This is a genomic window from Candidatus Epulonipiscium viviparus (assembly GCF_000171335.1).
Taxonomy (GTDB): Bacteria; Bacillota; Clostridia; order Lachnospirales; family Cellulosilyticaceae; genus Epulonipiscioides; species Epulonipiscioides viviparus.
This window is the reverse complement of sequence record NZ_ABEQ01000047.3, coordinates 1-24,624: the sequence shown is the minus strand read 5'-3', so window position 1 is coordinate 24,624 and position 24,624 is coordinate 1. Positions and strand designations below refer to the sequence as shown.

17 protein-coding genes are annotated in these 24,624 nt (G+C 37.2%); 14 read left to right on the top strand and 3 right to left on the bottom strand.

Annotated features, from left to right (window positions below; all coding sequences use genetic code 11):
• Nucleotides 1-68: 68 nt before the first annotated feature.
• The 7 genes from rplJ to glmS all read left to right on the top strand — a co-directional run bounded on the left by rplJ (nt 69) and on the right by glmS (nt 12,377).
• Nucleotides 69-566 carry a 50S ribosomal protein L10 gene (rplJ, locus tag EPU_RS07730; protein WP_010168166.1) on the top strand — a complete coding sequence of 166 codons (498 nt, stop codon included), beginning with the start codon at nt 69-71 and terminating at the stop codon, nt 564-566.
• A gap of 21 nt (nt 567-587) precedes the next feature.
• On the top strand, nt 588-956 hold the full coding sequence (rplL, locus tag EPU_RS07725) for a 50S ribosomal protein L7/L12 (protein WP_010168165.1): 369 nt from the start codon (nt 588-590) through the stop codon (nt 954-956).
• A 262-nt stretch (nt 957-1,218) separates the two neighbouring features.
• Nucleotides 1,219-5,481, top strand: coding sequence for a DNA-directed RNA polymerase subunit beta (gene rpoB, locus EPU_RS07720; RefSeq protein WP_010168164.1), 4,263 nt, complete (start codon nt 1,219-1,221; stop codon nt 5,479-5,481).
• Between the two features lie 33 nt (nt 5,482-5,514).
• The gene (rpoC, locus tag EPU_RS11955) at nt 5,515-9,249 is read left to right on the top strand and encodes a DNA-directed RNA polymerase subunit beta' (RefSeq protein WP_044149839.1); all 3,735 of its coding nucleotides are present in this window, start codon (nt 5,515-5,517) and stop codon (nt 9,247-9,249) included.
• A gap of 159 nt (nt 9,250-9,408) precedes the next feature.
• Nucleotides 9,409-9,996 (top strand): dipicolinate synthase subunit B, encoded by a 588-nt coding sequence (locus tag EPU_RS07710; protein ID WP_010168161.1) that lies wholly within the window; start codon nt 9,409-9,411, stop codon nt 9,994-9,996.
• Between the two features lie 254 nt (nt 9,997-10,250).
• Nucleotides 10,251-10,508, top strand: a complete 258-nt coding sequence (locus tag EPU_RS07705; RefSeq protein ID WP_010168159.1) for an HPr family phosphocarrier protein — start codon at nt 10,251-10,253, stop codon at nt 10,506-10,508.
• A gap of 78 nt (nt 10,509-10,586) precedes the next feature.
• Complete coding sequence (glmS, locus tag EPU_RS07700) at nt 10,587-12,377, top strand: glutamine--fructose-6-phosphate transaminase (isomerizing) (protein ID WP_010168158.1); 1,791 nt, start codon at nt 10,587-10,589, stop codon at nt 12,375-12,377.
• A 55-nt stretch (nt 12,378-12,432) separates the two neighbouring features.
• Here glmS and EPU_RS11950 read toward each other — a convergent pair whose 3' ends face one another.
• The 3 genes from EPU_RS11950 to pyrE are packed head-to-tail and all read right to left on the bottom strand — an operon-like array spanning nt 12,433 to nt 16,645.
• Complete coding sequence (locus EPU_RS11950) at nt 12,433-13,569, bottom strand: S1C family serine protease (protein WP_052296488.1); 1,137 nt, start codon at nt 13,567-13,569, stop codon at nt 12,433-12,435.
• Between the two features lie 16 nt (nt 13,570-13,585).
• On the bottom strand, nt 13,586-15,967 hold the full coding sequence (locus tag EPU_RS07690; RefSeq protein WP_010168155.1) for an endonuclease MutS2: 2,382 nt from the start codon (nt 15,965-15,967) through the stop codon (nt 13,586-13,588).
• A gap of 12 nt (nt 15,968-15,979) precedes the next feature.
• Nucleotides 15,980-16,645: an orotate phosphoribosyltransferase gene (gene pyrE, locus EPU_RS07685; protein WP_010168154.1), complete on the bottom strand. Its 666-nt coding sequence runs from the start codon at nt 16,643-16,645 to the stop codon at nt 15,980-15,982.
• A gap of 61 nt (nt 16,646-16,706) precedes the next feature.
• Here pyrE and uvrC point away from each other — a divergent pair, with 61 nt between their 5' ends.
• From uvrC to epsC, 7 genes are read left to right on the top strand one after another with little or no spacing between them, the layout of a single operon-like run.
• Nucleotides 16,707-18,515 carry an excinuclease ABC subunit UvrC gene (gene uvrC / locus EPU_RS07680; protein WP_029488227.1) on the top strand — a complete coding sequence of 603 codons (1,809 nt, stop codon included), beginning with the start codon at nt 16,707-16,709 and terminating at the stop codon, nt 18,513-18,515.
• Nucleotides 18,499-19,452, top strand: coding sequence for an HPr(Ser) kinase/phosphatase (gene hprK / locus EPU_RS07675; RefSeq protein WP_010168150.1), 954 nt, complete (start codon nt 18,499-18,501; stop codon nt 19,450-19,452). The genes uvrC and hprK overlap by 17 nt, the downstream gene beginning before the upstream one ends.
• 13 nt (nt 19,453-19,465) lie before the next feature.
• The gene (locus EPU_RS07670; RefSeq protein WP_010168148.1) at nt 19,466-19,978 is read left to right on the top strand and encodes a YcxB family protein; all 513 of its coding nucleotides are present in this window, start codon (nt 19,466-19,468) and stop codon (nt 19,976-19,978) included.
• A 7-nt stretch (nt 19,979-19,985) separates the two neighbouring features.
• Nucleotides 19,986-20,963, top strand: coding sequence for an apurinic/apyrimidinic endonuclease family protein (locus tag EPU_RS07665; RefSeq protein WP_010168146.1), 978 nt, complete (start codon nt 19,986-19,988; stop codon nt 20,961-20,963).
• A gap of 22 nt (nt 20,964-20,985) precedes the next feature.
• Complete coding sequence (locus tag EPU_RS07660; RefSeq protein ID WP_010168144.1) at nt 20,986-23,088, top strand: methyl-accepting chemotaxis protein; 2,103 nt, start codon at nt 20,986-20,988, stop codon at nt 23,086-23,088.
• A 36-nt stretch (nt 23,089-23,124) separates the two neighbouring features.
• Nucleotides 23,125-23,991 (top strand): PLP-dependent cysteine synthase family protein, encoded by an 867-nt coding sequence (locus EPU_RS07655; protein ID WP_010168141.1) that lies wholly within the window; start codon nt 23,125-23,127, stop codon nt 23,989-23,991.
• Between the two features lie 21 nt (nt 23,992-24,012).
• A complete protein-coding gene (epsC, locus tag EPU_RS07650; RefSeq protein ID WP_010168140.1) occupies nt 24,013-24,585 on the top strand; it encodes a serine O-acetyltransferase EpsC in 573 nt (190 codons plus the stop codon).
• Nucleotides 24,586-24,624 lie beyond the last annotated feature (39 nt).

Sequence of the window (24,624 nt, the reverse complement as noted above, 5' to 3'; positions counted from 1 at the left end):
TTACCTGCGGTTGTTTGCGTAAAGTGGCTTTTTTATTTGCAAAACGAAAATAGGAGGTGGAATATAAAATGATCAATGCAAATTCAGAATCAAAAAAAGTTATAGTAGAAAAAATTAAAGGAAGCATTGCTGGAGCGGCATCTATCACTATCGTGGATTATCGTGGTCTTACAGTAGAACAAGACACAAACCTAAGAAAATCTATGAGAGATGCGGGCGTGGTATATAAAGTTTACAAAAACAGTATGTTTGGCCGAGCGATTGAAGGAACAGAGTTTGAAGATCTCAAGAAGCACTTGGAAGGGCCAACAGCAGTGGCGATAAGCCCAGATGATGCGACCGCGGGGCCACGTGTTTTAGCAGAGGCGGCAAAAAAACTAGAAAAGCTGGAGTTTAAAGCAGGCGTGGTAGAAGGTAACTACTATGACGCAAAAGGAATCGAAAAAATTGGTAATATCGCTCCAAGAGAAGAGTTACTTGGTAGATTGCTTGGAAGCTTTAAATCACCTATTTCGAGCTTTGCAAGAGTTATTAAAGAAATTGCTTCTAAAAAAGAAGAGGCTTAAAAAATTTACGGAGGTGCTATAATGGCAAAATTATCAATTAATGAAATTATTGATGCAGTTAAGGAATTAACAATATTAGAACTAAATGAGTTAGTAACAGCTTGTGAAGAAGAGTTTGGAGTATCTGCCGCGGCAGGAGTTATGATGGCAGCAGGGCCAGCGGTTGTAGAAGAAGAAAAAACAGAATTTGACGTTGAGCTTACTGAAACAGGCGGAGAAAAAATTAAGGTTATTAAAGTTGTGCGTGAAATTACAGGTCTTGGGCTTAAAGAAGCAAAAGATGTGGCAGAAGGTGCACCAAAAATTATTAAAGAAGGTCTTTCTAAAGAAGACGCAGAGGCTATTAAAGCTAAACTTGAGGCTGTTGGAGCTAAAGTTACACTTAAATAATAATTTGTTTGGGGGAGCTATTAAGTCGTATAGCTCCTTTTTTGGTCTGAAAAAATTATTAAATGGGGTTGACGAAATTTTCAACTTCTGCTACTATTTTTAAATGCGTCAATTTTTAAGATTTTCTTTTTATGTTCTAAAAATGGACAATATATTATTTTTTTGTGTATAAACAAAGAAAAATATGTTTCATGTTTTTAAAAAATACATATGCTTTAGGGCATTTGTAGATTTATAAATTTTGCAAGGGGTGAAAGTACACATGCAAAAATCCAAGATTAACCCAATTGAAATGGGAAAGCAAGTGCGTATGAGTTATGCACTATCAAATGAGATTTTTGAAATTCCAAATCTAATAGAAATACAAACAGATTCATACAAATGGTTCTTAGAAGAAGGCTTAGACGAAGTATTTAAAGATATTTCTCCGATAGTAGACTTTAACGGAAATCTAATGTTAGAATTTATTAATTTCTCATTAGATCCACATTCTAAATATACTGTTGAAGAAGCCAAAGAAAAGGATGTAAATTATGCTGCTTCTTTGAAGGTAAAAGTTCGCCTATATAATAAGGAAACGGGCGAAAGTATGGATAATGATGTTTTTATGGGCGATTTGCCTTTAATGACAGAAACTGGTAGTTTTATTATTAATGGTGCAGAAAGGGTTATTGTTAGTCAGCTAGTCCGATCGCCAGGGATTTATTATAATCGTGAGTTTGACAAATTTGGAAAAAGACTTTTTTCGGCAACAGTAATACCAAATCGTGGTGCATGGTTGGAGTATGAAACAGATTCAAACGATATTTTTTATGTGAGAGTGGATAGAACGCGAAAAGTTCCTGTTACTGTTTTAATGAGAGCACTAAGACTGGGTACAAATGTAGAAATTATAGACATGTTTGGAGAAGAACCGAAAATTTTGGCTTCGATAGAAAAAGACGGCTCTAACTCGTATGAAGAAGGTCTAATAGAAATTTATAAAAGAGTTCGCCCAGGTGAGCCACCAACGGTTGAAAGTGCTGAAACTTTACTTGCAAATATGTTTTTTGACTCCAGAAGGTATGATTTAGCAAAGGTCGGAAGATATAAATTTAACAAAAAACTTGCCCTTAAAAATAGAGTTAAAGGATTTACTCTTGCTGAAGATGTAGTAAATATGGTTACTGGTGAAGTGGTTGCCGAAGCTGGTGATAAAATTTCTGAAGAGTTGGCCGATATTATTCAAAATACTGGGACTTCAAATGTAAAGATTGAAATTAGTGACCTTGATAGACCAGTAGTTGTATTAACGAATCAAATGGTTGATATAACGCAATTTGTAGATATAGATAAAGTCGAATTTGGAATTAAAGAAAATGTTTATTATCCAGTGTTGGCAGAAATCATCGAAAACAATAGTGATATAGATGAAATAAAAGAACTTATAAAACAAAGAATGAATGAGTTAATTCCAAAACATATTACATCAGAAGATATATTTGCATCTATGAATTATGTAATAAATTTGGAATATGGCATTGGCGCGAGAGATGATATAGACCATCTAGGAAATCGTCGTATAAGAGCCGTCGGAGAGTTGTTGCAAAATCAATTTAGAATAGGTCTAACTCGTATGGAAAGATCTGTTCGCGAAAGAATGACAACACAGACAGATGAGCCAGCAAATCCTCAAACATTTATTAATATACGTCCTGTGACAGCCGCTATAAAGGAATTTTTTGGAAGTTCACAACTTTCGCAATTTATGGACCAAAACAATCCATTGGCAGAATTGACGCATAAACGAAGATTATCTGCCTTGGGACCTGGAGGTTTATCTAGGGAAAGAGCCGGCTTTGAGGTTCGAGATGTTCACTACTCGCATTATGGCAGAATGTGCCCTATTGAGACTCCAGAAGGCCCAAATATCGGATTGATTAACTCTTTGGCAACGTTTGCTCGAATCAATGAATATGGATTTATTGAAGCTCCATATAGAATTGTAAAAAAAGATGAAAATGGTGAGCCAGTTGTTACAGAAGAATTTAGATATGTTACTGCAGATGAAGAAGAAAGCTATACTATTTGTCAAGCAACAGAAGAATTGACCAACGATATGCATTTTGTTCGTAAAAAAATTACGGCCAGAAGACGAGAAGAAATTTTGGAATTTGACTATAAAGAAATTGATATGATGGATATATCTTCTAGACAAATTGTCTCTGTTGCGACAGCGATGATTCCGTTCTTAGAAAACGATGATGCAAATAGAGCTCTAATGGGTGCAAACATGCAACGACAGGCTGTGCCGCTTATTAAAACCAATAGCCCGATTGTGGGAACAGGAATGGAAGCGAAGGCAGCGAAGGACGCAGGTGTGTTGATCATTGCTAAAGAAGACGGCGTCGCAGAAAGCGTGACATCTCGAGAAATAATAATCAGAGAAGACGAAACTATGCGTCGTAGAGTATATACGTTAACTAAATTTACTAGAAGTAATCAAGGTACTTGTATAAACCAAAGACCTTTAATTAGCAGGGGTGACTTTGTTAGAAAAGGCGAAATAATCGCAGATGGTCCTTCAACAGAGAATGGTGAGTTGGCACTTGGACAAAACCCATTGATTGGATTTATGACATGGGAAGGATATAATTTTGAAGATGCAATATTGCTGAGTGAGCGACTTGTTAAAGAAGACGTATATACCTCTGTTCACATTGAAGAATATGAGGTGGAAGCAAGGGATACCAAGGTTGGAACAGAAGAAATTACAAGAGATATCCCAAACACAAATGAGGAATCGTTAAAAGACCTAGATGAACGAGGAATTATTCGTATAGGTGCAGAAGTAAGGGCGGGCGATATTTTAGTAGGCAGAGTAACGCCAAAAGGTGAGACAGAACTAACTGCAGAAGAGCGACTTCTTAGAGCGATATTTGGTGAAAAAGTTAGAGAAGTTCGAGACACATCCTTAAGAGTACCCCATGGTGAAGCAGGAATCATTGTAGATGTAAAAATATTTACTCGTGAAAATGATGATGAATTATCTCCAGGTGTAAATAGGATGGTTCGTTGCTATATAGCGCAAAAGAGAAAGATTTCTGTAGGAGATAAAATGGCTGGTCGACATGGAAATAAAGGTGTTATTTCGAGAGTGTTGCCAGCAGAAGATATGCCGTTTTTACCAAATGGGAGACCGCTTGATATTGTGTTAAATCCGTTGGGCGTGCCTTCTCGTATGAATATTGGGCAGGTTCTAGAAGTTCACTTGGGCTTAGCGGCAAAGGCGCTTGGCTTTAAAATTGCCACACCAGTATTCGATGGGGCTAATGAGCAAGATATAATGCAAACTTTAGAAATGGCAAATGATTATGTAAATTTAGAAGATTTTGAAGACTTTAGAGATTTGTGGGCAGATAAGCTGAAGCCAAGTGCGTTACAGTATCTAGAAGATAACTTGGAACATCGACAAGAGTGGCAAGGCGTGCCGATAGATAGAACCGGAAAAATTAGACTTAGAGATGGCAGAACAGGTGAAGAATTTGATAACCCTGTAACTGTGGGATATATGCATTATTTGAAACTGCATCACTTGGTAGATGATAAAATGCATGCGCGTTCGACYGGACCGTATGCCACAATTACGCAACAACCGCTTGGAGGAAAAGCTCAATTTGGTGGGCAGCGTTTTGGAGAGATGGAAGTTTGGGCACTGGAAGCATATGGAGCTGCATATACTTTGCAAGAAATTTTGACGATCAAATCTGATGATGTGGTTGGGAGAGTTAAAGCATATGAAGCGATTGTGAAAGGTGAAAATATTCCAGAACCAGGAATCCCAGAATCATTTAAAGTATTGCTTAAAGAACTGCAATCTCTAGGCCTTGATATTAAAGTTATGACTGATGATATCGAAATAGAAATTAAAGAAAATATTTATGATGGCACTAGTGTTACAGTAGATTTAGATACTTTAACAGGCAATCAAGAAAGTTATAAACAAGATCCTAATGATGATATGCATGAAATTGAAGATATAGACGATTTAGAATTTGACGATGAAGAAGACGATGATTTTATAGATGATTTGGAAGAAGATGAAGCAAAAATGGGACTTAGTGTTCAAAAGGGTACAATGCAGCATTCTATAACAGTATCTGCAGATAATAATGCAGATTTGGAGATAGATGATGATGATGTTTTTGAAGACGAAGATTTTATAGAAGAAACTAAACACAAGATTACAATCACAAAACCGGCTAAAAAAGAAAGAATTCCATTAGTTGATAGTTATATAGATATTGATGATGACTTTGATAATATGGATGATGTTGGTAATGAAGATGATGAAGACGATGATATTATGGATGAATATTATTATAACTATGATAACACAAATGATAATGGCAAAAAGAAAAATTCGGATGATGATAAAAGTAGTAAGAATAGATTGACCGATGAATTTGATTATGGTGATGATGATTTAAAATATGGTGACTCCGATCTTGATGATGATGGTAGCAGAAAGTCTCGTAAGCATTAATGAAGAGTACTTCTCAGAAAGGAGAAAATAATAATGGATATGGATCAACCAATTGCGTTTGAAAATATAAAGATAGGTCTGGCTTCACCAGATAAAATTCGTCAATGGTCAAGAGGCGAAGTTAAGAAGCCGGAGACTATAAACTACCGTACTCAGCGCCCGGAACGAGAAGGGCTTTTCTGTGAGAAAATTTTTGGACCTAGTAAAGATTGGGAATGTCATTGTGGTAAGTATAAAAGAATTAGGTATAAAGGTGTAATTTGCGATAGATGTGGGGTAGAAATTACACGAGCCAAGGTGCGACGTGAAAGAATGGGGCATATTGAACTGGCAGCTCCTGTTTCACACATTTGGTATTTTAAAGGTATTCCAAGTAAGATGGGACTAATTCTTGATATTGCCCCTAGAATTTTAGAAAAAATTCTATATTTTGCTTCTTATATCATCACTTATGTTAGTTCAGAATATGAAAAACGTGAAGGAATTTCTTATAAGCAAGTTTTAACAGAAAAAGAGTTTCAAGAAGTTGATAGAAGATATAATGACGAAGCTAGAGAAAGAGATGGGACAGTAGCATTTGTTGCAGAAATGGGTGCAGAAGCTATAAAAAAACTTCTTCAAGATATAGATTTGGAGAAGGAAAGTGAGACTCTAAAAACTCAGCTTGTTGATGCCACAGGGCAAAAAAGAATTAGAATTATAAAAAGACTTGAGGTAATCGAATCATTTAGGTTAGCAGGTAGTAAGCCAGAATGGATGATTTTGGATGTTATTCCTGTATTGCCACCAGATTTGCGTCCTATGATTCAGTTGGATGGAGGTAGATTTGCAACATCAGACTTAAATGATTTGTATAGGAGAGTTATTAATAGAAATAATCGTCTTAAAAGGCTTGTAGATCTCGGTGCACCTAATATTATTGTTAGAAATGAAAAGCGTATGCTACAAGAAGCTGTAGACGCATTAATTGATAATGGTAGACGCGGTAGACCGGTGACAGGGCCAGGAAATAGACCGCTTAAGTCGCTTTCTGATATGCTAAAAGGTAAGTCGGGACGATTTAGACAAAACTTGTTAGGGAAGCGTGTCGATTATTCTGGGCGTTCGGTTATTGTTGTAGGTCCTTATCTAAAGATCTATCAGTGTGGGCTTCCAAAAGAGATGGCAATAGAGTTGTTTAAGCCATTTGTTATGAAGAAGTTAGTATCAGATGGAATTGCACAGAATATTAAAAATGCAAAGAATATGATAGAGAGTTTAAAAACTGAAATTTGGGATGTATTAGAAGAAGTAATCAAAGAGCATCCGGTTATGCTAAATCGTGCTCCAACACTGCATCGTTTGGGGATACAGGCTTTTGAACCCACATTAGTAGAAGGGCGAGCGCTAAAACTGCATCCTCTTGTTTGTGCTGCCTATAATGCAGACTTTGACGGAGATCAAATGGCGGTGCACGTTCCATTATCTGTAGAAGCGCAAACAGAATGTAGATTTTTGTTATTGGCTCCAAATAACTTGCTAAAGCCATCTGATGGTGCGCCCGTGGCTGTTCCTTCACAGGATATGGTGTTGGGAATGTATTATTTGACACTGGATAGAGCCGGTGAAGAAGGTGAAGGCAGATACTTTAAAGATGAGAATGAAGCAATTTTGGCATAYGAAACTAAAGAAATTAGTTTACATGCAAAGATTAAAGTTAGAAGAACCGTTGAATTTAACGGACAAAGTTTAACCGGAATGACTGATACAACTGTTGGACGAATCTTTTTTAATGAAGCAATTCCTCAGGATTTAGGGTTTGTGAAGAGAATTTCTCCAGAAAGTGCTCTAAAGTATGAGATTGATTTCTTGGTAGGCAAAAAGCAGTTAGGTCAAATTATTAAGAAAAGCATTAATACGCATGGTGCAACAAAAACGGCTATTTTATTAGATAGTATTAAAGATCTAGGATTTAAATTTTCTACACGTGGAGCACTTACAGTTTCTGTATCAGATATGGTTATTCCAGAACGTAAAAAAGAATTTTTGGCAGAAGCCGAAAAATCTGTAGACCAGGTTACTAGGCTGTTTAGACGTGGTTTGATGACCGACGAAGAAAGATATAATAAGGTTATTCAATCTTGGAATGCCGCAAATGATAAGATCACAGAAGCATTGTTATCAGGGCTAGGTAGATATAACAACATCTTTATGATGGCCGATTCAGGTGCGAGGGGATCTAATAACCAAATTAAGCAGTTAGCAGGGATGCGAGGACTGATGGCATCTCCGTCTGGTAGAATCATCGAGTTGCCAATAAAGGCAAACTTTAGAGAAGGGCTAACGGTATTGGAATACTTTATTTCTGCACATGGAGCTAGAAAAGGGCTTGCAGATACTGCTCTTAAGACTGCTGACTCTGGATATTTGACAAGACGTTTGGTTGACGTTTCGCAAGATGTTATTATCAGAGAGCTTGATTGTAATCATCCGATAGAAAAAACTGTGAGAATAACTAAAATTACAGATGAGTTAATAGGCAAAAAGTTGGCCGCAGATGTAATTAATATGACAACAGAAGAAGTGGTAGCAGAAGCAGGAGAAGTAATTACTGCCGAGCTATTTAGTATTTTAAAAGCAAGAGTGCCTGGAGTTAAAGAGATTAAATTCTGGCAAAAACCTAAAATTCCTGGGATGGTCGTTAGCGCATTTAAAGAAGGYACCGAAATGATAGAGCCTTTAAGYGAAAGGATTACAGGAAGATTTGCAGCTGAAGATATATATAATCCAGAAACTGGAGAATTGATTATAGAAGAAGATAAGATGATTACTCCACATTTGGCAGAATATATAGATTCTTTGGGAATCACTGCAGTAAGAATTAGAACAGCGCTATCCTGTAAGTCGACAATTGGTGTATGTGTTAAATGCTATGGTGCAAACATGTCTTCTGGAAACCAGGTGCGAATTGGTGAATCAGTAGGAATTATAGCTGCACAATCGATTGGAGAGCCTGGTACGCAATTAACAATGAGAACTTTCCATACGGGAGGAATAGCAGGAGACGATATTACTCAGGGTCTTCCGCGTATAGAAGAACTTTTTGAAGCAAGAAAGCCAAAGGGGCTTGCTATTATAACAGAATTTGCAGGCGAAGTGGCTATTATCGAAAGTAAGAAAAAACGTGAAATTTCGATCACCAATGCTGATACTGGAGAAATGAAATCATATTTAATACCGTATGGATCTCGAATTAAGGTTAAAGATGGAGACTATATAGAAGCAGGAGATGAGCTGACTGAAGGTAGTATAAATCCACATGATATCTTAAAGATTAAGGGAATTCGCGGAGTGCAAGACTATATGCTAAAAGAAGTTCAAAGAGTTTATCGTTTGCAAGGCGTGGATATAAATGACAAGCACGTCGAAGTTATTGTGAGACAAATGATGAAAAAAGTGAAAATTGAAGAAAATGGTGATACAACGCTACTCCCTGGAAGTTTGGTAGACGTATTAGAATATGAAAAAATTAATGAAGTGACGATAGAAGAAGGTGGAACGCCAGCAGATGGAAAGCCTACTTTGTTAGGTATTACAAAAGCATCGTTGGCAACAGAATCATTCCTATCGGCAGCATCTTTCCAAGAAACAACCAGAGTTTTAACAGATGCTGCAATAAAGGGTAAGGTTGATCCACTAATTGGGTTAAAAGAAAACGTTATTATTGGTAAGTTAATTCCTGCCGGAACAGGTATGGATAGGTACAGAAAAATTCAAATTGTTGAATAAGATCGAGAAGCTTACGGACTACCGTAGGCTTCTTTTTTTTCACATAATGCAAAATATTTCATATTATATTAAATCTAGGATGACTAAAATACTGTATATACTATTGCAGTGAAAATCATGGATGTAAAAAGATATTGTTGTAAAAAGGGGGGGAATGTTGTGATACAATCATTAGAAGGAATTAACTTGGGAGTTGCAATTTGTGGTTCGTTTGGTACATTTAAAAATACTATTGAGATGGTAAAACAATTTATAGAATTAGGGGTAAATGTATATCCAATTATGTCTTATACCGCATATGAAAATACAACTAGATTTGGATTAAGAGAAGAATTTATTGAACAAATAGAAAATGTGACAAAAAAACAAATTGTGCATACTACTGAAGGAGTGGAGACATGGGATTGCATGGTAACGCTAGATGCAATTTTGATTGCTCCTTGTACAGGCAATACATTGGCTAAACTGGCAAATGACATTACAGATACTCCGGTTACATTAGTTACAAAAGCAATGCTCAAAAATTCAAAGCCTGTAGTAATAGCGGTCGCAACAAATGATAGATTGGGAAGTAATCTCAAAAATATAGGAACAATGATTAAAAATCAAAACGTTTACTTTGTGCCGTTTAATCAGAGTGATCCGCAAAGTAAACCGTATGCGTTAGTGGCGAATTTTTTGTTGGCGCCAGACTCAGTTTTGGCAGCAGTGAATCAAAAACAAATTCAACCAATTATTTCAACTTAAAAAATAGTTAGCTGATTTCTAAAATAAATTATAGAAGTCAGTTTTTTTTTAAACTTGACAGCGATAAAAGTTTATGCTAGCATAAGTTATAACCTTAATTAGTGATATGTTGAAGTTAATTAGGGAAGAAACACATTGTAAATACATACAGATTAGTGAAAAATTATAAAAAGGGGGGCACTGATAAAAGTATAATCGAAGCAATAGCAAATAAGCACACTGAATTAGCATAGTGAAAATAGGAGGTTAACACAATGAAAAAAGAGTCAATTGAAATTTTAGCGCCAGAGGGTTTGCACGCAAGACCGGCAGGTGTGATTGTAAAAGAGGCGGCCAAATTTGCAAGTGAAATTAAACTGGCAAAAGGAGCAAAAGAAGTGAATGCCAAAAAATTAATTTCGGTTTTGAGCTTAGGCGCTAAAAAAGGCGAGGTTGTAGTATTGACTGTGGAAGGTGCAGACGAAGATGCTGCATTCGACAAGATTAAAACATTGATTTTGGAAGCTGAGTAAAAGTATAGGACTTGTGGAGTGAGATATGTCACCCTACAAGTCTTTTTTATGAAATGACAAAATTTGGGAGGTATGGATATGTGTGGAATAGTAGGCTATATTGGTTTAGATGGCAAAATGGACGTAACAGAAATGTTATTATCTGGTTTAGAAAAGTTGGAATACCGAGGATATGATTCGGCAGGCATCGCGGTATATGATGAAGGTGTAACTATATTTAAGGATAAGGGAAGAGTCGCGAATTTGCGTTCTTTGGTAGATAAAACTATACGCCCTAACCTGGGTATCGCACACACCAGATGGGCAACACATGGAGTGCCTAGCAAAATTAATTCGCACCCTCACGCTTCATCGAGTAATAGGTTTACAATTGTTCATAATGGAGTTATCGAAAATGAAGTAGAGCTGCGCAATGCGTATTTATCAGATTACAATTTTGTATCTGATACAGACACAGAAGTTGTTGCCGCACTTATCGAAAAGTTTGCAGCTGGCGAGGATAATGTGGGCGTTGCCATTCGACACGTGATGGGGTTGATTAAGGGGTCATATGCTCTTGGTATTATCGATGCGGAAACGCCTGATATTTTGTATGCAGCAAAGAATAAGTCGCCGCTACTTATTGGCTTGGGAGAAGGATGCAACATGATTGGCTCTGATGCTATGTCGATTATAAAGTATACAAATAAATTTATTGAAATTCATGATGAGGAATTTATAGTGCTGAAATCATCAGATGTATCTATCTATTCGATATTGGGCAAAAAATTGAGAAGAGAGCCTTATATTGAGACGTTGGATGCAGCAGAAACGGAAAAGGGGATCTATCCATTTTATATGCTGAAAGAAATCGATGAGCAGCCATATGCTATTAGACGTATTGTGGCAGAATACTTTGACGAAGAAGAAATTAAAATCGATGCTGAAATAGTAAAAATACTGGCGGATGCTGATAGAATTTATATAGTGGCGGCGGGGACTAGTATGAATGCGGGGTTTGTGGGAAAGCAGTTGTTTGAATCCGTTAGTAACATTCCGACAGAAGTTCACATTGCTTCTGAATTTGTATATAACACGCCTATCATTAGCCAAAACCCGCTGTTTATTTTTTTGTCGCAGTCGGGGGAAACTGCAGATAGCCGCGCGGTACTGGTAAAGATCAAGTCTTTGGGATACAAATCGTTGACTATTACTAATGTAAAAGGGTCTACATTATCGCGCGAAGCGGATCATACGCTATTGCTACATGCCGGGGTGGAAATAGCGGTGGCATCAACGAAAGCATACACCTCGCAAATTGCTGTCATGTCGATCCTTGCAGCAAAGCAGGCTAATATAGATGCKCTAGSATTAAAGAAAGATTTGGCACTCGTTGCTAATATAATAGAATCTATTACTGATAATAAATCGATATATGAAAAATTGGCAAACGAATATTTGGTGAAAAGAAACTGTTTTTATATAGGCAGGCATATCGATTATTTTGTGGTTCTAGAAGCAGCGCTAAAGCTTAAGGAAATTTCGTATATACAGACAGAAGGCTTTGCTGCAGGAGAATTAAAGCATGGCACAATTGCTTTGATAGAAGATGGAACCCCGGTGATAGCTGTGATATCTCAGGAAAATATCAATTTGAATACTCGCTCCAACATCAAAGAGGTAAAATCGCGTGGTGCCAAAACTATAGTAATTGCATTAAAATCGTTGAGCTCTGCAACTGATCAGATCGTGATAGATGATGTAAACCCGATGTTGGCGCCTTTGGTAACTATTGTGCCAACGCAATTGCTTGCATATTACGCGGCATTAGGACGCGGGCTCGATATTGACAAACCAAGAAATTTGGCAAAATCGGTAACAGTAGAATAAAAAAAAACCACTACACTAGGTAATGGCAGAGTGGTTTTGTAGAGGAAAGCTACGTTTATTGTAGTGATTGCAAAATGACTTTAACTTTTTCGTAGCGAGAGCCTCGAATTAGAGTGATGCTGACTGATTCCCGAACGTTATATTGTGACAATGTKGCGATCAATTCGTTTGCAGTAGAAACATCGTCGTTGTTAACCTTAACAATAACGTCACCAACTTCGATTCCGGCTTGGTCTGCACTTCCACCAGGAACAACGCCTTCTACTAAAGCACCAACTGAAGCCTGATTGCCAAAGTATGAATTCGGGTATGCGTCAGTTATATATACCCCAAGCGCTGCTCTTTCTATGCCACCTCTAGCRATGATYTGTGTGGCAATAGGTAGAGCCTCAGTGATGGGAATTGCGAATCCGATTCCCTCAACTTCTTCGCTCGATAGCTTGGCAGTGTTTAGGCCTATGACATAGCCATCTACAGAAGTGAGTGGTCCTCCGCTGTTTCCCGGATTGATTGCAGTATCAGTTTGAATATATGTGCTGTTTTGTGCAGAAAGATTGGTTTGGCGATTTAGTGCACTGATAACGCCCAGTGTAACGCTGTTATAGTATTCTTTGTCGAGGGGGCTGCCTATTGCAAGTACTATATCGCCTACAGATATGTTAATATTTTCATCGATTTTTGCAAGTGTAATTTGCTCTTTTGCAGAGTGAGAAATTTGCTTTAACGGAATTGATACAACGGCTATATCGGTATGAGTATCGATCCCTATAATTTCTCCTTTATATGTGCCCARTGTTGGGCTGGTGATTACAAGATTTACGGCATCTTCTAGCACGTGAGCATTTGTTAGAATATATAAATTTGTTTCRTCTTGTTTAAATATTAGACCCGACCCTAGCCCTTCTCCGTCATCAAAAATTAAATTTCCCGGAATTGTGGTCGTGATAGATACAACGCTTTTCCCTACTTCTTCAGCAATGTCAGCAATGTTGGATGTGGTCATGATTGGCATAACTGCTTCGGTCAATACCTTTGGGTCTGCTAACATTTTTTTTGTGGATACAGGTCGCAGAATCATTTGATCATTTGCAACGACGTATGTTGTGGTATATAGGTATCCAATCAATGCAGCAGGTGCACCAAACATTACTAAAATTGTTGCCCCTATTATAATCTTACCAAGTGTTTTCAATTTTTACTTCCTTTCTCTACTTTAACTCTACAACGGTTACTCCATGTTCCCCCTCACCATATTTGCCTGGTCTATAGCTTTGCACATGCGGAATCTTGCGGAGCATATTTTTGATCGCTTCGCGAAGAACTCCGGTGCCTTTGCCATGAATAATGGTAACGTTTTTTAAGCCCGAGAGATACGCATCATCTAAATATTGGCTAGCAGCTTCTATAGCTTCATCTCCTGTCATTCCACGAAGATCGATTTCTGGCCTTATGGTCATAGTTTTTCTAACATTATGAGATATATTTTGGTTGGTAGTGAGGTTTTTACTCTTGTTTGTTGCCTGTACGTTTCGAGAGATGTCATCTAGCCTGACTGTGATAGGCAATATTCCAAGTTGGACAGTTGCTTCGTTATTGCTCACATTGGTGACAATGCCAGATTGATTGAATGAGATTACGAGCACTTCTTCTCCAACTTTAACATCTTTCAATACTTTAGGTTTGGGTTTAGTATATCCAATTTTTTTATCGATTTCTGAAGATTTAGTAAGCTTAGTATTTTGGACTTTTTGTTTAATGGATTGTAGAGTGTTTTCGTCTACATTTATGAGAGATTCCCGCGCCATTTGACGAACTTCTTTAAGGATATTTTCGGTTTCAATTTCAACTTCTCGCAATAGTTCCTTGCCCTTTTCTTCGGCGCGCTTTAAAATTTTTTGACGAGAGACCTCCAGTTTTTGGCGCTCTTTTTTGATGGATTCTTTTAGCGTTTCTGCTTCTTGTCTAAATTTAAGCGCATTTTCTTTTTCGACTAGAGCAGTTCGTTTGCTATATTCGAGCTCAACTAAAATGTCTTCCATTTTTACATTTTCCTTTTGTAGAAATACCTTGGCGTCATCAATCAAATGCTCGGGAAATCCAAGCTTCTTAGAAATCTCAAATGCGTTGCTTTTGCCTGGGACACCAATTAATAATTTATATGTTGGACGAAGTTCTTGTATGTCAAATTCACATCCTGCATTTTCCACATTTGGTGTGGATAGGGCATACAACTTAAGCTCGCTATAGTGTGTAGTTGCGACAGTGGTGATTTGCTGTTTTCTGAGATGCTCTAAAATTGACATTGCAAGTGCCGCACCCTCTACCGGGTCAGTGCCCGAACCTAGTTCGTCCAATAAAATTAAGCTATTRGTGGTCATATCTGCTAATATTTCAATCAAATTCATCATATGCGCAGAAAACGTACTGAGGCTTTGCTCTATGCTTTGTTCATCGCCAAGCCCTGCAAAAACATCGTCAAAGATTGCAAGTTCGCTATTCTCTTTGGCAGGGATAAATAATCCGCATTGCGCCATTATGGTAAACAAGCCAATGGTTTTGAGCGTAACTGTTTTTCCGCCAGTATTGGGACCAGTAATGAGCAGGGTGGTGAATTCTTTTCCAACATATACGTCGATAGGCACAACTGCTGTTGAATTGAGCAGTGGATGTCGCGCTCCTTTTAGATTGATATATCCTTTTTCATTAAGAACCGGAGSTCGCGCATTGATTTTGAGTGCATACTCAGATTTTGCAAAAATTATGTCCAGTTCGATAATTGATTTAAATGTGAGAAGCAGTTCTTCTGTAATAAACGAAATTTTTTCGCTGAATGTCGCTAGAATTACTTGGATTTCGTCTTGCTCCGCAGACATTAATTCTCGAATTTTATTGTTCATTTCTACTACTGCTGCAGGTTCGATAAAGACTGTCGCGCCGCTGCCAGAGGTATCGTGGACTATTCCTTTAAATGCAGTTTTTTGCGCAGCTTTAATGGGGATGCATTGTCGGCCATCCCTAACTGTTACGATGCTTTCTTGTAGYATATCTTTGTATTGGCTAGACTGAATGATATTTTGAATGGTATCTTTCACTTTTATGGTTAGCCTGGTCATTTGTCTACGAATGTTACTTAATGTGGGTGTAGCTTCATCGGAAAATTCGTCTTCCGCAATGATGCAACGCTCAATTTCATACTCTAGCTCTTTGTAGGTGCATAGCGAATCAAAATGTCTCTGAAGACTATTAAACGTGATGCCCGTTGTTTCTTCACTAGAATATTTTTTGAGAAGACGCGAAGTTTTCAGGACTTTGCCTATATTTAAAATTTCGCCAGAGCCTATGACGCCTCCAATTTGTACTCGTTGTATAGAAGTTTTGATTTGCTTGATGCGATTGATAGGTGGGCGGCCCTTTTTTAGGCTAATATTTACTGCATCATGAGTTTGCTCCTGAAGTTGATAGACTTCTGCTGGAGTTGCGGTGGGGCGAAGTTCATTTATATGTTCGCGAGCCTCTTCGGTTATTGCGTAGTTGGCAAGTTTGGTGCGAATTTTATTAAATTCTAGTTTATATAATGCTTTTTCGTTCATTGTTCCTCCTGGCTAGTTGATGCAATATTGATTTAAATATTGTTCCATCTTTTCTTTCATAGTATCATCTATAATAATCTTTCCATCTATTGGATTATTATGCAGCGTATCGATAATATTTCTAACGGTAACGATAGGGTAAGTATCTATGCCAAACTCTTCTTTAATTTCTTGTATGGCGGTGCGGTTAGATTGGCCCTTTTCCATTCTATCTACAGAAATGACAAGCCCTTTGATGTTTACGTTGGCAGCAGATTTTAAAATAGGCAAGCACTCGCGTATTGCTGTTCCAGCGGTGATGACATCTTCGATGATAACGATATTGTCTCCATCTTTTAGCTTTGCCCCAACGATGCTCCCTCCCTCGCCGTGATCTTTGGCCTCTTTGCGGTTAAAACAATAGCAGGGGTTGAGGTTATGCTTATTACAAAGGGCAACAGACGTTGTAACAACAAGCGGAATTCCTTTGTAGGCAGGTCCAAATAATACAAAATCTTCGGCTCCAAAGTGTTCGGCTACTGCTGCAGCGTAAAATTCTCCAAGCTTAGCGATTTGAGATGCAGTTTTATAATTTCCGGTATTAACGAAGTAGGGGGTATTTCTCCCGCTTTTTGTTACAAAGTCTCCAAACGTTAATACACCAGAGTCAACCATAAATTCAATAAATTCTTTTTTCATTGCAAAATCTCCTTTTTTGGTTTATCATAACATGCAATACTGATAATTTAAAGAGGTCAAAATGCTAAATTTACCAACAACACCCGGCGTGTATTTAATGAAAGATGATTTAGATGAAGTAATTTATGTAGGTAAGGCCAAAAATCTTAAAAATAGAGTGAGTCAATATTTTCAAAAAAACAAGAATCACTCTGCAAAGACAATCAAGATGGTTAGCAATATTGCAAGTTATGAGTATATCGTAACAAATACTGAGGTAGAGGCGTTGATATTAGAATGCAATCTGATAAAAAAGTATAGCCCAAAGTATAATATTCGTCTAAAAGATGACAAGCGATATCCATATATTAAAATTAATATAAAAAGTCCGTTTCCACGAATTCAGGTGGTGCGCAAAATTATAAAAGATGATGCAAAATATTTTGGACCGTATACAGACGCCACGAGCATGTGGGAAATGATAGAGCTCATCAAACAGTTGTGGCAGCTGCGTAGTTGYAATAAAAAGTTGCCTAAAGATATTGGCAAAAATCGAGAATGCCTAAATTTTCATATTGGTAGATGCAGTGGTCCGTGCATTAAAAATATTACAGCAAGGGAATATCATAAAATTGTGGATGAAATAGTAGAGTTTTTGAGTGGTGACTATAGGAAARTGGTGACCGAACTGAAACAAAGGATGTCGGAAGCATCGGACGCTATGAATTTTGAGCTGGCAGCAACTCTGCGAGACCAGCTTATAGCAATAGCAAAGTTGGAGCAAAAACAAACCGTGGATACTGCATCGAAGGACAATCAAGATATTGTGGCATATGCAGAAGGTACAAATGATGCGTTAATTCAGGTATATTTTGTACGAAGCGGRAAGTTGGTGGGCAGAGAGCATTTTATTCTAAGAGATGCGACAGGGGATGAAGCAAAGACACTGTTTAGAAATTTTATTTTGCARTTTTACGCAGAAGCAACCTTTGTGCCAAGAGAAATAGTGGTACAAGTGATTCCTGCAGAAGTGGAGTTGCTAGAAAATTATTTATCAGACAAGAGGGGAGCGAGAGTTGTTATAACAAGTCCCAAAAAGGGAACCAAATTTAATTTGCTAGAGCTGGCCAAAAAGAATGCAGAACTAACGTTTTTTGAACAGGGTGATCAGTTAAAAAAGAAATTGGAAAATACAAAACTGGCGCTCTCTCAGTTGCAAGAAGCACTAAATTTAGAAAAGCCTATAATAAGAATAGAAGCATTTGATATTTCGAATACATCGGGAGTTTATCCCGTGGGAGCTATGGTGGTCTTTGAAAATGGAGTACCCAAAAAGTCGGACTATCGCAAATTTAAAATTAAGACAGTTCGAGGACAAAATGATTATGCGGCAATGGAAGAAATGCTTTCTAGAAGATATAAGAATGCGGAAGAGGGAAAAGTTCCAGATATGATTTTTATGGATGGAGGGAAAAGTCAGGTTGCTGCGGCAAAGAAGGTTTTAGTGAAATATAACTTAGAAATTTTGGTTTGTGGAATGGTTAAAGATGAAAAACATAGAACTTTTGGGCTTTTATATGAAGATAACGAAATTGTTTTACCAAAATTTAGCAAATTGTTTAAATTGGTTACGAGAATACAGGACGAAGTGCATAGATTTGCGATCGAATATCATAGAAAATTGCGTGGAAATATTCATTCGGTATTAGATGAAATAAAAGGAGTTGGTCCAGTGAGAAAAAAAATACTTTTATTAAATTTTAAAAGCGTGTATAATTTAAAAGAAGCATCTTTAGAAGAATTGGAGCAATATATTCCAAAAGATGTGGCGAAAAATGTGTATACTTATTTTAATAGCATAAGGGGGGACAAACATGACATCAAAAAATAAAGTAAAAGTATCAAAATTAACAGAATTTCATCAGTTAAAATTATTAACGAAAGACACGCCATATGATACGAGATATATATCAGATCCAGATGTAAATAGACCCGCATTGCAGTTGGCAGGATTTTTTGATTGTTTTGACCAAGGAAGAGTTCAGGTAATAGGCACAGTGGAACACATGTATTTGCAGCAGTTAGACAAAAAAGAAAGGCTAGAACGTTTAGAAAAATTCTTTTCATATACAGAGATTCCGTGTGTCGTGGTTTCTAAGATAGTTAAAGAAGTGACAGATATATTAATGATAGCCCAAAAGTATAACGTTCCAGTATTTCAAACAGGGCTGGGTGCTAGTCAAATTATGGCAGAAATAATACGTTGGCTTAATGTGGAGTTGGGGCCCAATATATCGATACATGGGGTATTGGTGGATATTTATGGTGAAGGTATATTGATCACGGGAGACAGTGGAGTGGGAAAAAGTGAGACGGCACTGGAGTTGGTGCGCAGGGGACATAGACTTGTTGCAGATGATGCGGTGGAGATCAAGCGCGTTTCTGGAACTACACTGGTTGGCACGGCACCAGAAGTGTTGCGACATTTTATAGAAGTTCGAGGTATTGGCATTGTAAATATTAAAGAGCTATTTGGCATAGAAGCGGTAAAGCAAACCAAAGAAATAAGCCTGGTAATTCAGCTAGAGACTTGGGACAAAGATAAGCAATACGATCGGTTGGGATTAGAAAACGAATATACAGAAATTTTGGGTTTACAGGTGGTAACGCATCGAATTCCAATTAGACCTGGTCGAAACCTAGCAATCATATGTGAAACTGCAGCGGTAAACTATAGGCAAAAGCTTATGGGATACAATGCTGCGGAAGAACTGAATAAGAGAGTTATGGATAATTTACAAAAAAACATGAGAGAAAATAAAATTTAAAGAGGAGAAATCAATGGAGATTAAAGTTAAGCTTACATTTGGAGATGTATTTAGATATAATTTGTACGTAGGATATAAGTCTATATTTAGCAAGGTAATAGTATTAATTGGACTTGCGGTGCTTGGGTATATTGTGTATAAATTTTCTGTTGCAGATGGGCCGATATTAGATGTGATATCAAGAAATATCATTGCAATTATAGTGATGTTTTTGGCATTATGTAGCAAATTCATCAAAATATGGAAAATTACAGCTATGCAGGCAACATCGCCAATATTTCAAAAGACATCCACGTATAAATTTGCGCCAGATAGTATTTACTTGGAGCTAGATGATCAAAGTGATACTATTTCGTGGACAATTTATCAACAAATAAAAGAGACAAATAATGATTTCAGGTTTTTTGTAGATGCTGTACAAGCACAGATTGTACCAAAGCATGATATGACAACTGAGCAGATAGAAAATTTACGCAAATTTATTGAACAAGCAGTGCCAAAAGAAAAATATATATTAAAAGGATAAATAATAAATGAAAAAACTTTGCCATATTTCAACAACAAAGAAATTTTTGAACTGGTTTGATAATGACTGGAGTAAGATCGAAAAATTTTTAGAACAGCATCAATTGGATGGAATAGAGCTGGGGCTTATGAATGGGTATTCACTAAGGAAGATTCCCAAGGATATAGTGAAGGGAGTTCATTTAAGCTTCTACCCTATGTGGATTGATTTTTATAAAGGCGATATGGCAAAAGTTGCAAAGATGATTGGTGATGATGACGCAATTACGCAATACTATGGAGGGCTCAGCAAGACTGCAATAGTGGATTCTTATAAAATGCAATTTGAAAGGGCAAAGAAGTTAGAGCCAGATTATATGGTATTTCATGTTTGTAATGCAACACCGATAGAGTCTTTTAGCTACAATTTTGATTATACAAATGTGGAAGTGATAGAATATGCGGCTGAGCTGATTAATGAAGTATTTACTTATGCCGCGGGAGACCCCAAATTGTTGTTTGAAAATTTGTGGTGGCCAGGGCTAACTTTTTTGGACAAATCAGAAGCTGAGCTATTGCTAAACAAAACTGTATATAGCAAAAAAGGATTTGTTCTGGATATTTCTCACCTGATTTTAACAAATAAAAATATATCTACAGAGAAATATGCATATGAATATATAAGAGAAGTAATGGCAAATTTGAAAGAGCTTAAAAATGATATTCAAGTTGTGCATTTAAACAAAACATTGCCAAAATATTACTTTGATCAAGACTGGAAGTATAAACTAGAAAAGTACTTGAATCAGACAGATAGACAACACAAATTGGGGTTGCTTAGAGAGCATATAAAGAAAATGGACCCACATCTTCCTTTTGACGACCCTTATGCAAAAAAAATTGTAAAGTTGATTGAGCCAAAATTTTGTGTTTACGAAACAAGCCCCAATAGCATAAATCAACTAAACTACTATGTTAAAAGTCAAAACGAAGTATTGCGGGAATAAACAATGAATGGGGGGATTTACGGTGAAGAAAAAATTTACAAGAATGAAAGTAGAGAAAAAAGTTAGTGTGGTGATAACAATTTTATCAATTGTATTGCTTACTGGTGTTGTATTGAGTTTATCAGTACAAAGCATTATGACAAGTGATAAGTTATTGAAAGACTATTTTGGTACACTAGCTGAGACCAACGCAAGTTTGGTGAGTTATAAATTTGAGTTGGCAGAAAACATTTTGAATCAGATAGAAGCAACAGTTTCTACTGCAACCATTGCGGAAGGGCCAGATGTGGAGAGTAAAGTATATGAAGGAATAGAGCTGGACGCAACTGGGGCACTTGCAGAGGAGAGATTGGTTGGGCACATGTGGAGAGGTTTGGAAACATTACCCCTTTTGAGCTCTATAGGTGTGTATTATGATCCAAAATATTTTGGACTGGATGAATATGCATTTGTGGTAAATAGAAAAAATATGGCAACGCAAGATTTAATAACGTATGATAATTATAGCGATTATTCAAATGAAGAATTTTTTGCAACAGTTATGCAAACCAAAAAAGATCATCTCTCGTTGCCTTTGGTAAATGCGTACGGAGAAAATATTATTACTTTGTCAAAGCCACTAGTACAGAGAAATACTGTGGTGGGGGTATTGACGGCGGACATTTTAACAGACGAGTTTAAGGATATAGGAATAGTTCATGATGATTATGGGACATTATTTTCTAGTATTTGGGATGAAGAGTTGCATATAATATACGAGATGTTTGACGCTAGCAAAATAGGTACTGAGGCCGAACTACTAATGCATGAAAAAAGCTCAGACAAAATATTGGCTTTGATGGAAACAGAAGAGCCGTTTGGGTTAAGAACATATGCAGAACCAGGAGATGCGGAAGATGGGTATATGCATGAGAGATTTTTTGCGCCAATTAAAGTCGCAGATCAACTTTGGTGGGCTCATGTGGGGGCAAGAACTGCGACAATACACAAAGATATAGTACGAATAATGTGGACAGCTTTACTTGTTGCTATTTTCTCGGTTATTATGATAGCAGTGGTTATAATGTTTGTTAGTAGAGAATTATTGAGACCATTAGAGGGGCTAAAGAATATTGCAGAGAGCGTGGAATGCGGAAACTTATCAACAAAAGTGGAGCCTACATATGATGACGATATAGGTAAATTGACAAATACATTTAATAATATGGGGACAACATTAAGTACGATAATCAAAGAAATTGAAATGGTATTAGAGCAAATGTCAAATGGAGACTTTATAATATCAAATAAAATCAGAGCAAACTATACGGGAGATTTTGTGACTATTAAGCGGGCATTTATTAAAATATCAGAAAAACTACAGAGTACGTTAAAAACGATTTCGTCTGCATCTACAGAAGTAAGCACGGGGGCAGATAACATTGCAAGCTCGGCCATGAATTTGGCAGAAGTAAGTCAACACCAAACAGAAGCTGTAAATGAGTTTATAGAAATTACAGAAGATATGGCGATCGCCGTGGAAAAGATTAATACAAAGATAGTCAAAAATGCTACTTATGGAAAAAATGCTATAACAAGCGCAGAAGAAGGAAAAGTTGCGATGAAGGAAATGCTAGATGCGATGAATAAAATAGCAGATTCTAGTAAAACGATTTCGAATGTGTTAGACGCATTACAAGCGATTACTAAGCAAACGAACCTGTTGGCGCTAAACGCCGCGATAGAGGCAACTCATGCTGGAGAGGCTGGAAAGGGTTTTTCAGTTGTTGCCGGAGAGATTAGAAACCTTGCAAATAACAGTAGCGATGCAGTAAAAGAAGTGGAAATGATAGTGAAGGAAAATGTGGTTTTGGCAAAAGGTGGTCAGCAAATAGCCAACAAAACTGCAGGATATTTGGATAAAGTTGCAGATACTATAGGAGAAACAGGAATAATTTCTGATGAATTGCTAAAAATGAGTAATGTACAAAAAGAAAATATCGAGGGATTAGTAACAAATATTAAGATGTTGCGAAAAAGCATATTAGAAAATGCGGCATCGTCACAGGAGAATACCGCAGTTGGCGAAGAGTTGGCGGCACAGGCTATGCATCTCGAAGAACTGATGAAGGAATTTAAATTTTAAGAGGCAATTTTGTGGTTTGAATAAGGAGTGTGTAAAATGATTTATAGCAATATTACAGAATTGGTAGGAAAAACTCCAGTGGTTCGTTTAAAAGAAAATTTGTATGCAAAGTTGGAATACTTTAATCCGGGAGGATCGATAAAAGATAGAATTGCTAAAGCGATGCTAGAAGATGTAAAGACAACAGATGATATTGTAATTATCGAACCAACAAGCGGAAATACTGGAATTGGAATTGCTATGATTTGCGCAGCGATGCAAATAAGATGTAAAATTATTATGCCAGATACAATGAGTATAGAGAGAAGAAAGATCATTTCGGCGTATGGGGCAGAAATAATTTTGACCGAGGGAAAGCAAGGAATGAAAGGGGCTATTGCAAAAGCAGAAGAATTGTTAAAAAATCCCAATTATAAGATGTGCTCTCAATTTACAAATCGTGCAAACGCTGCAGCACACTATCTAAACACAGCTGTAGAGATTATGGAGGACTTTTTAACTTTAGAATATTTTGTGGCGGCAATAGGGACAGGCGGAACGATTACAGGGGTAGCTCATAAGCTAAAAGACTATTATGAAAACTTAAAAATAGTGGGAATCGAACCAGAGGCTTCACCGTTTTTGACAAAAGGAATAGCAGGACCACATAAAATTCAGGGTATTGGTGCGGGGTTTAAGCCTGCAATTTTAGATTTGCAAGCGATAGATAAAATAGAGACAGTAACGTTAGAAGATGCGGTGGAAGCGGCACGCGAGATGGGCACTAAGTATGGTATTTTGCCAGGATTTTCTGGGGGTGCTAATTATTTTGTAGCAAGGGAAATTGCAAAGACGGCAAGGGGAAATGTGTTATTTGTTGTTCCGGATAATGGCGAAAGATATTTATCGACTGATTTGTATTAATAACTAGAATGGAGTAAAGACATGTTGGATAAAATGCTTGCAGCAATACAAGAGGTAATAAAGACTTACAAAAAAAAGGATCCTGCAGCTAAAAGTACGGCGTTGCTATTATTAGCTCATCCAGGAGTTCACGCAGTAGCTATGTATAGGGTATCGCATTTGCTCTGGAAAAATGATTTCAGATTTATGGCAGGAGTGGTATCTTATACTGCTAGATTTTTGACAGGGATAGAAATTCATCCGGGAGCTGTAATAGGGAAGCGATTATTTATAGATCATGGAATGGGAATTGTGATAGGAGAAACAGCTGTGATAGGAAATGATGTTATGATTTTTCATCAGGTAACATTGGGTGGGACAGGCAAGCAAAGAGGAAAGAGACATCCAACGATTGGAGATAATGTAATGCTTTCGGCTGGATCTAAGATCATAGGAAATGTGGTGATTGCGAAAAACAGCAAAGTGGGAGCTAATGCAGTAGTTTTGGGAGATGTTCCTGCAAATGCAACGGTTATTGGCTGCCCAGCTAAAATTGTAAAATTGGATGGAGATAGAGTAGAAATACCGATTAAATCGAAAACYACAAAAAAGTAAATGACAGCATCTGCGACATGTGAAAATGTTGTGGAGGTT

What these genes read in the sequence shown, in the direction of transcription:
- pyrE (WP_010168154.1), bottom strand. Translation starts at nt 16,645, where the DNA reads ATGAAAAAAGAATTTATTGAATTTATGGTTGACTCTGGTGTATTAACG.
- EPU_RS07705 (WP_010168159.1), top strand. Translation starts at nt 10,251, where the DNA reads ATGAAAAAAGAGTCAATTGAAATTTTAGCGCCAGAGGGTTTGCACGCA.
- rplL (WP_010168165.1), top strand. Translation starts at nt 588, where the DNA reads ATGGCAAAATTATCAATTAATGAAATTATTGATGCAGTTAAGGAATTA.
- EPU_RS07670 (WP_010168148.1), top strand. Translation starts at nt 19,466, where the DNA reads ATGGAGATTAAAGTTAAGCTTACATTTGGAGATGTATTTAGATATAAT.
- EPU_RS07665 (WP_010168146.1), top strand. Translation starts at nt 19,986, where the DNA reads ATGAAAAAACTTTGCCATATTTCAACAACAAAGAAATTTTTGAACTGG.
- EPU_RS07655 (WP_010168141.1), top strand. Translation starts at nt 23,125, where the DNA reads ATGATTTATAGCAATATTACAGAATTGGTAGGAAAAACTCCAGTGGTT.
- hprK (WP_010168150.1), top strand. Translation starts at nt 18,499, where the DNA reads ATGACATCAAAAAATAAAGTAAAAGTATCAAAATTAACAGAATTTCAT.
- rplJ (WP_010168166.1), top strand. Translation starts at nt 69, where the DNA reads ATGATCAATGCAAATTCAGAATCAAAAAAAGTTATAGTAGAAAAAATT.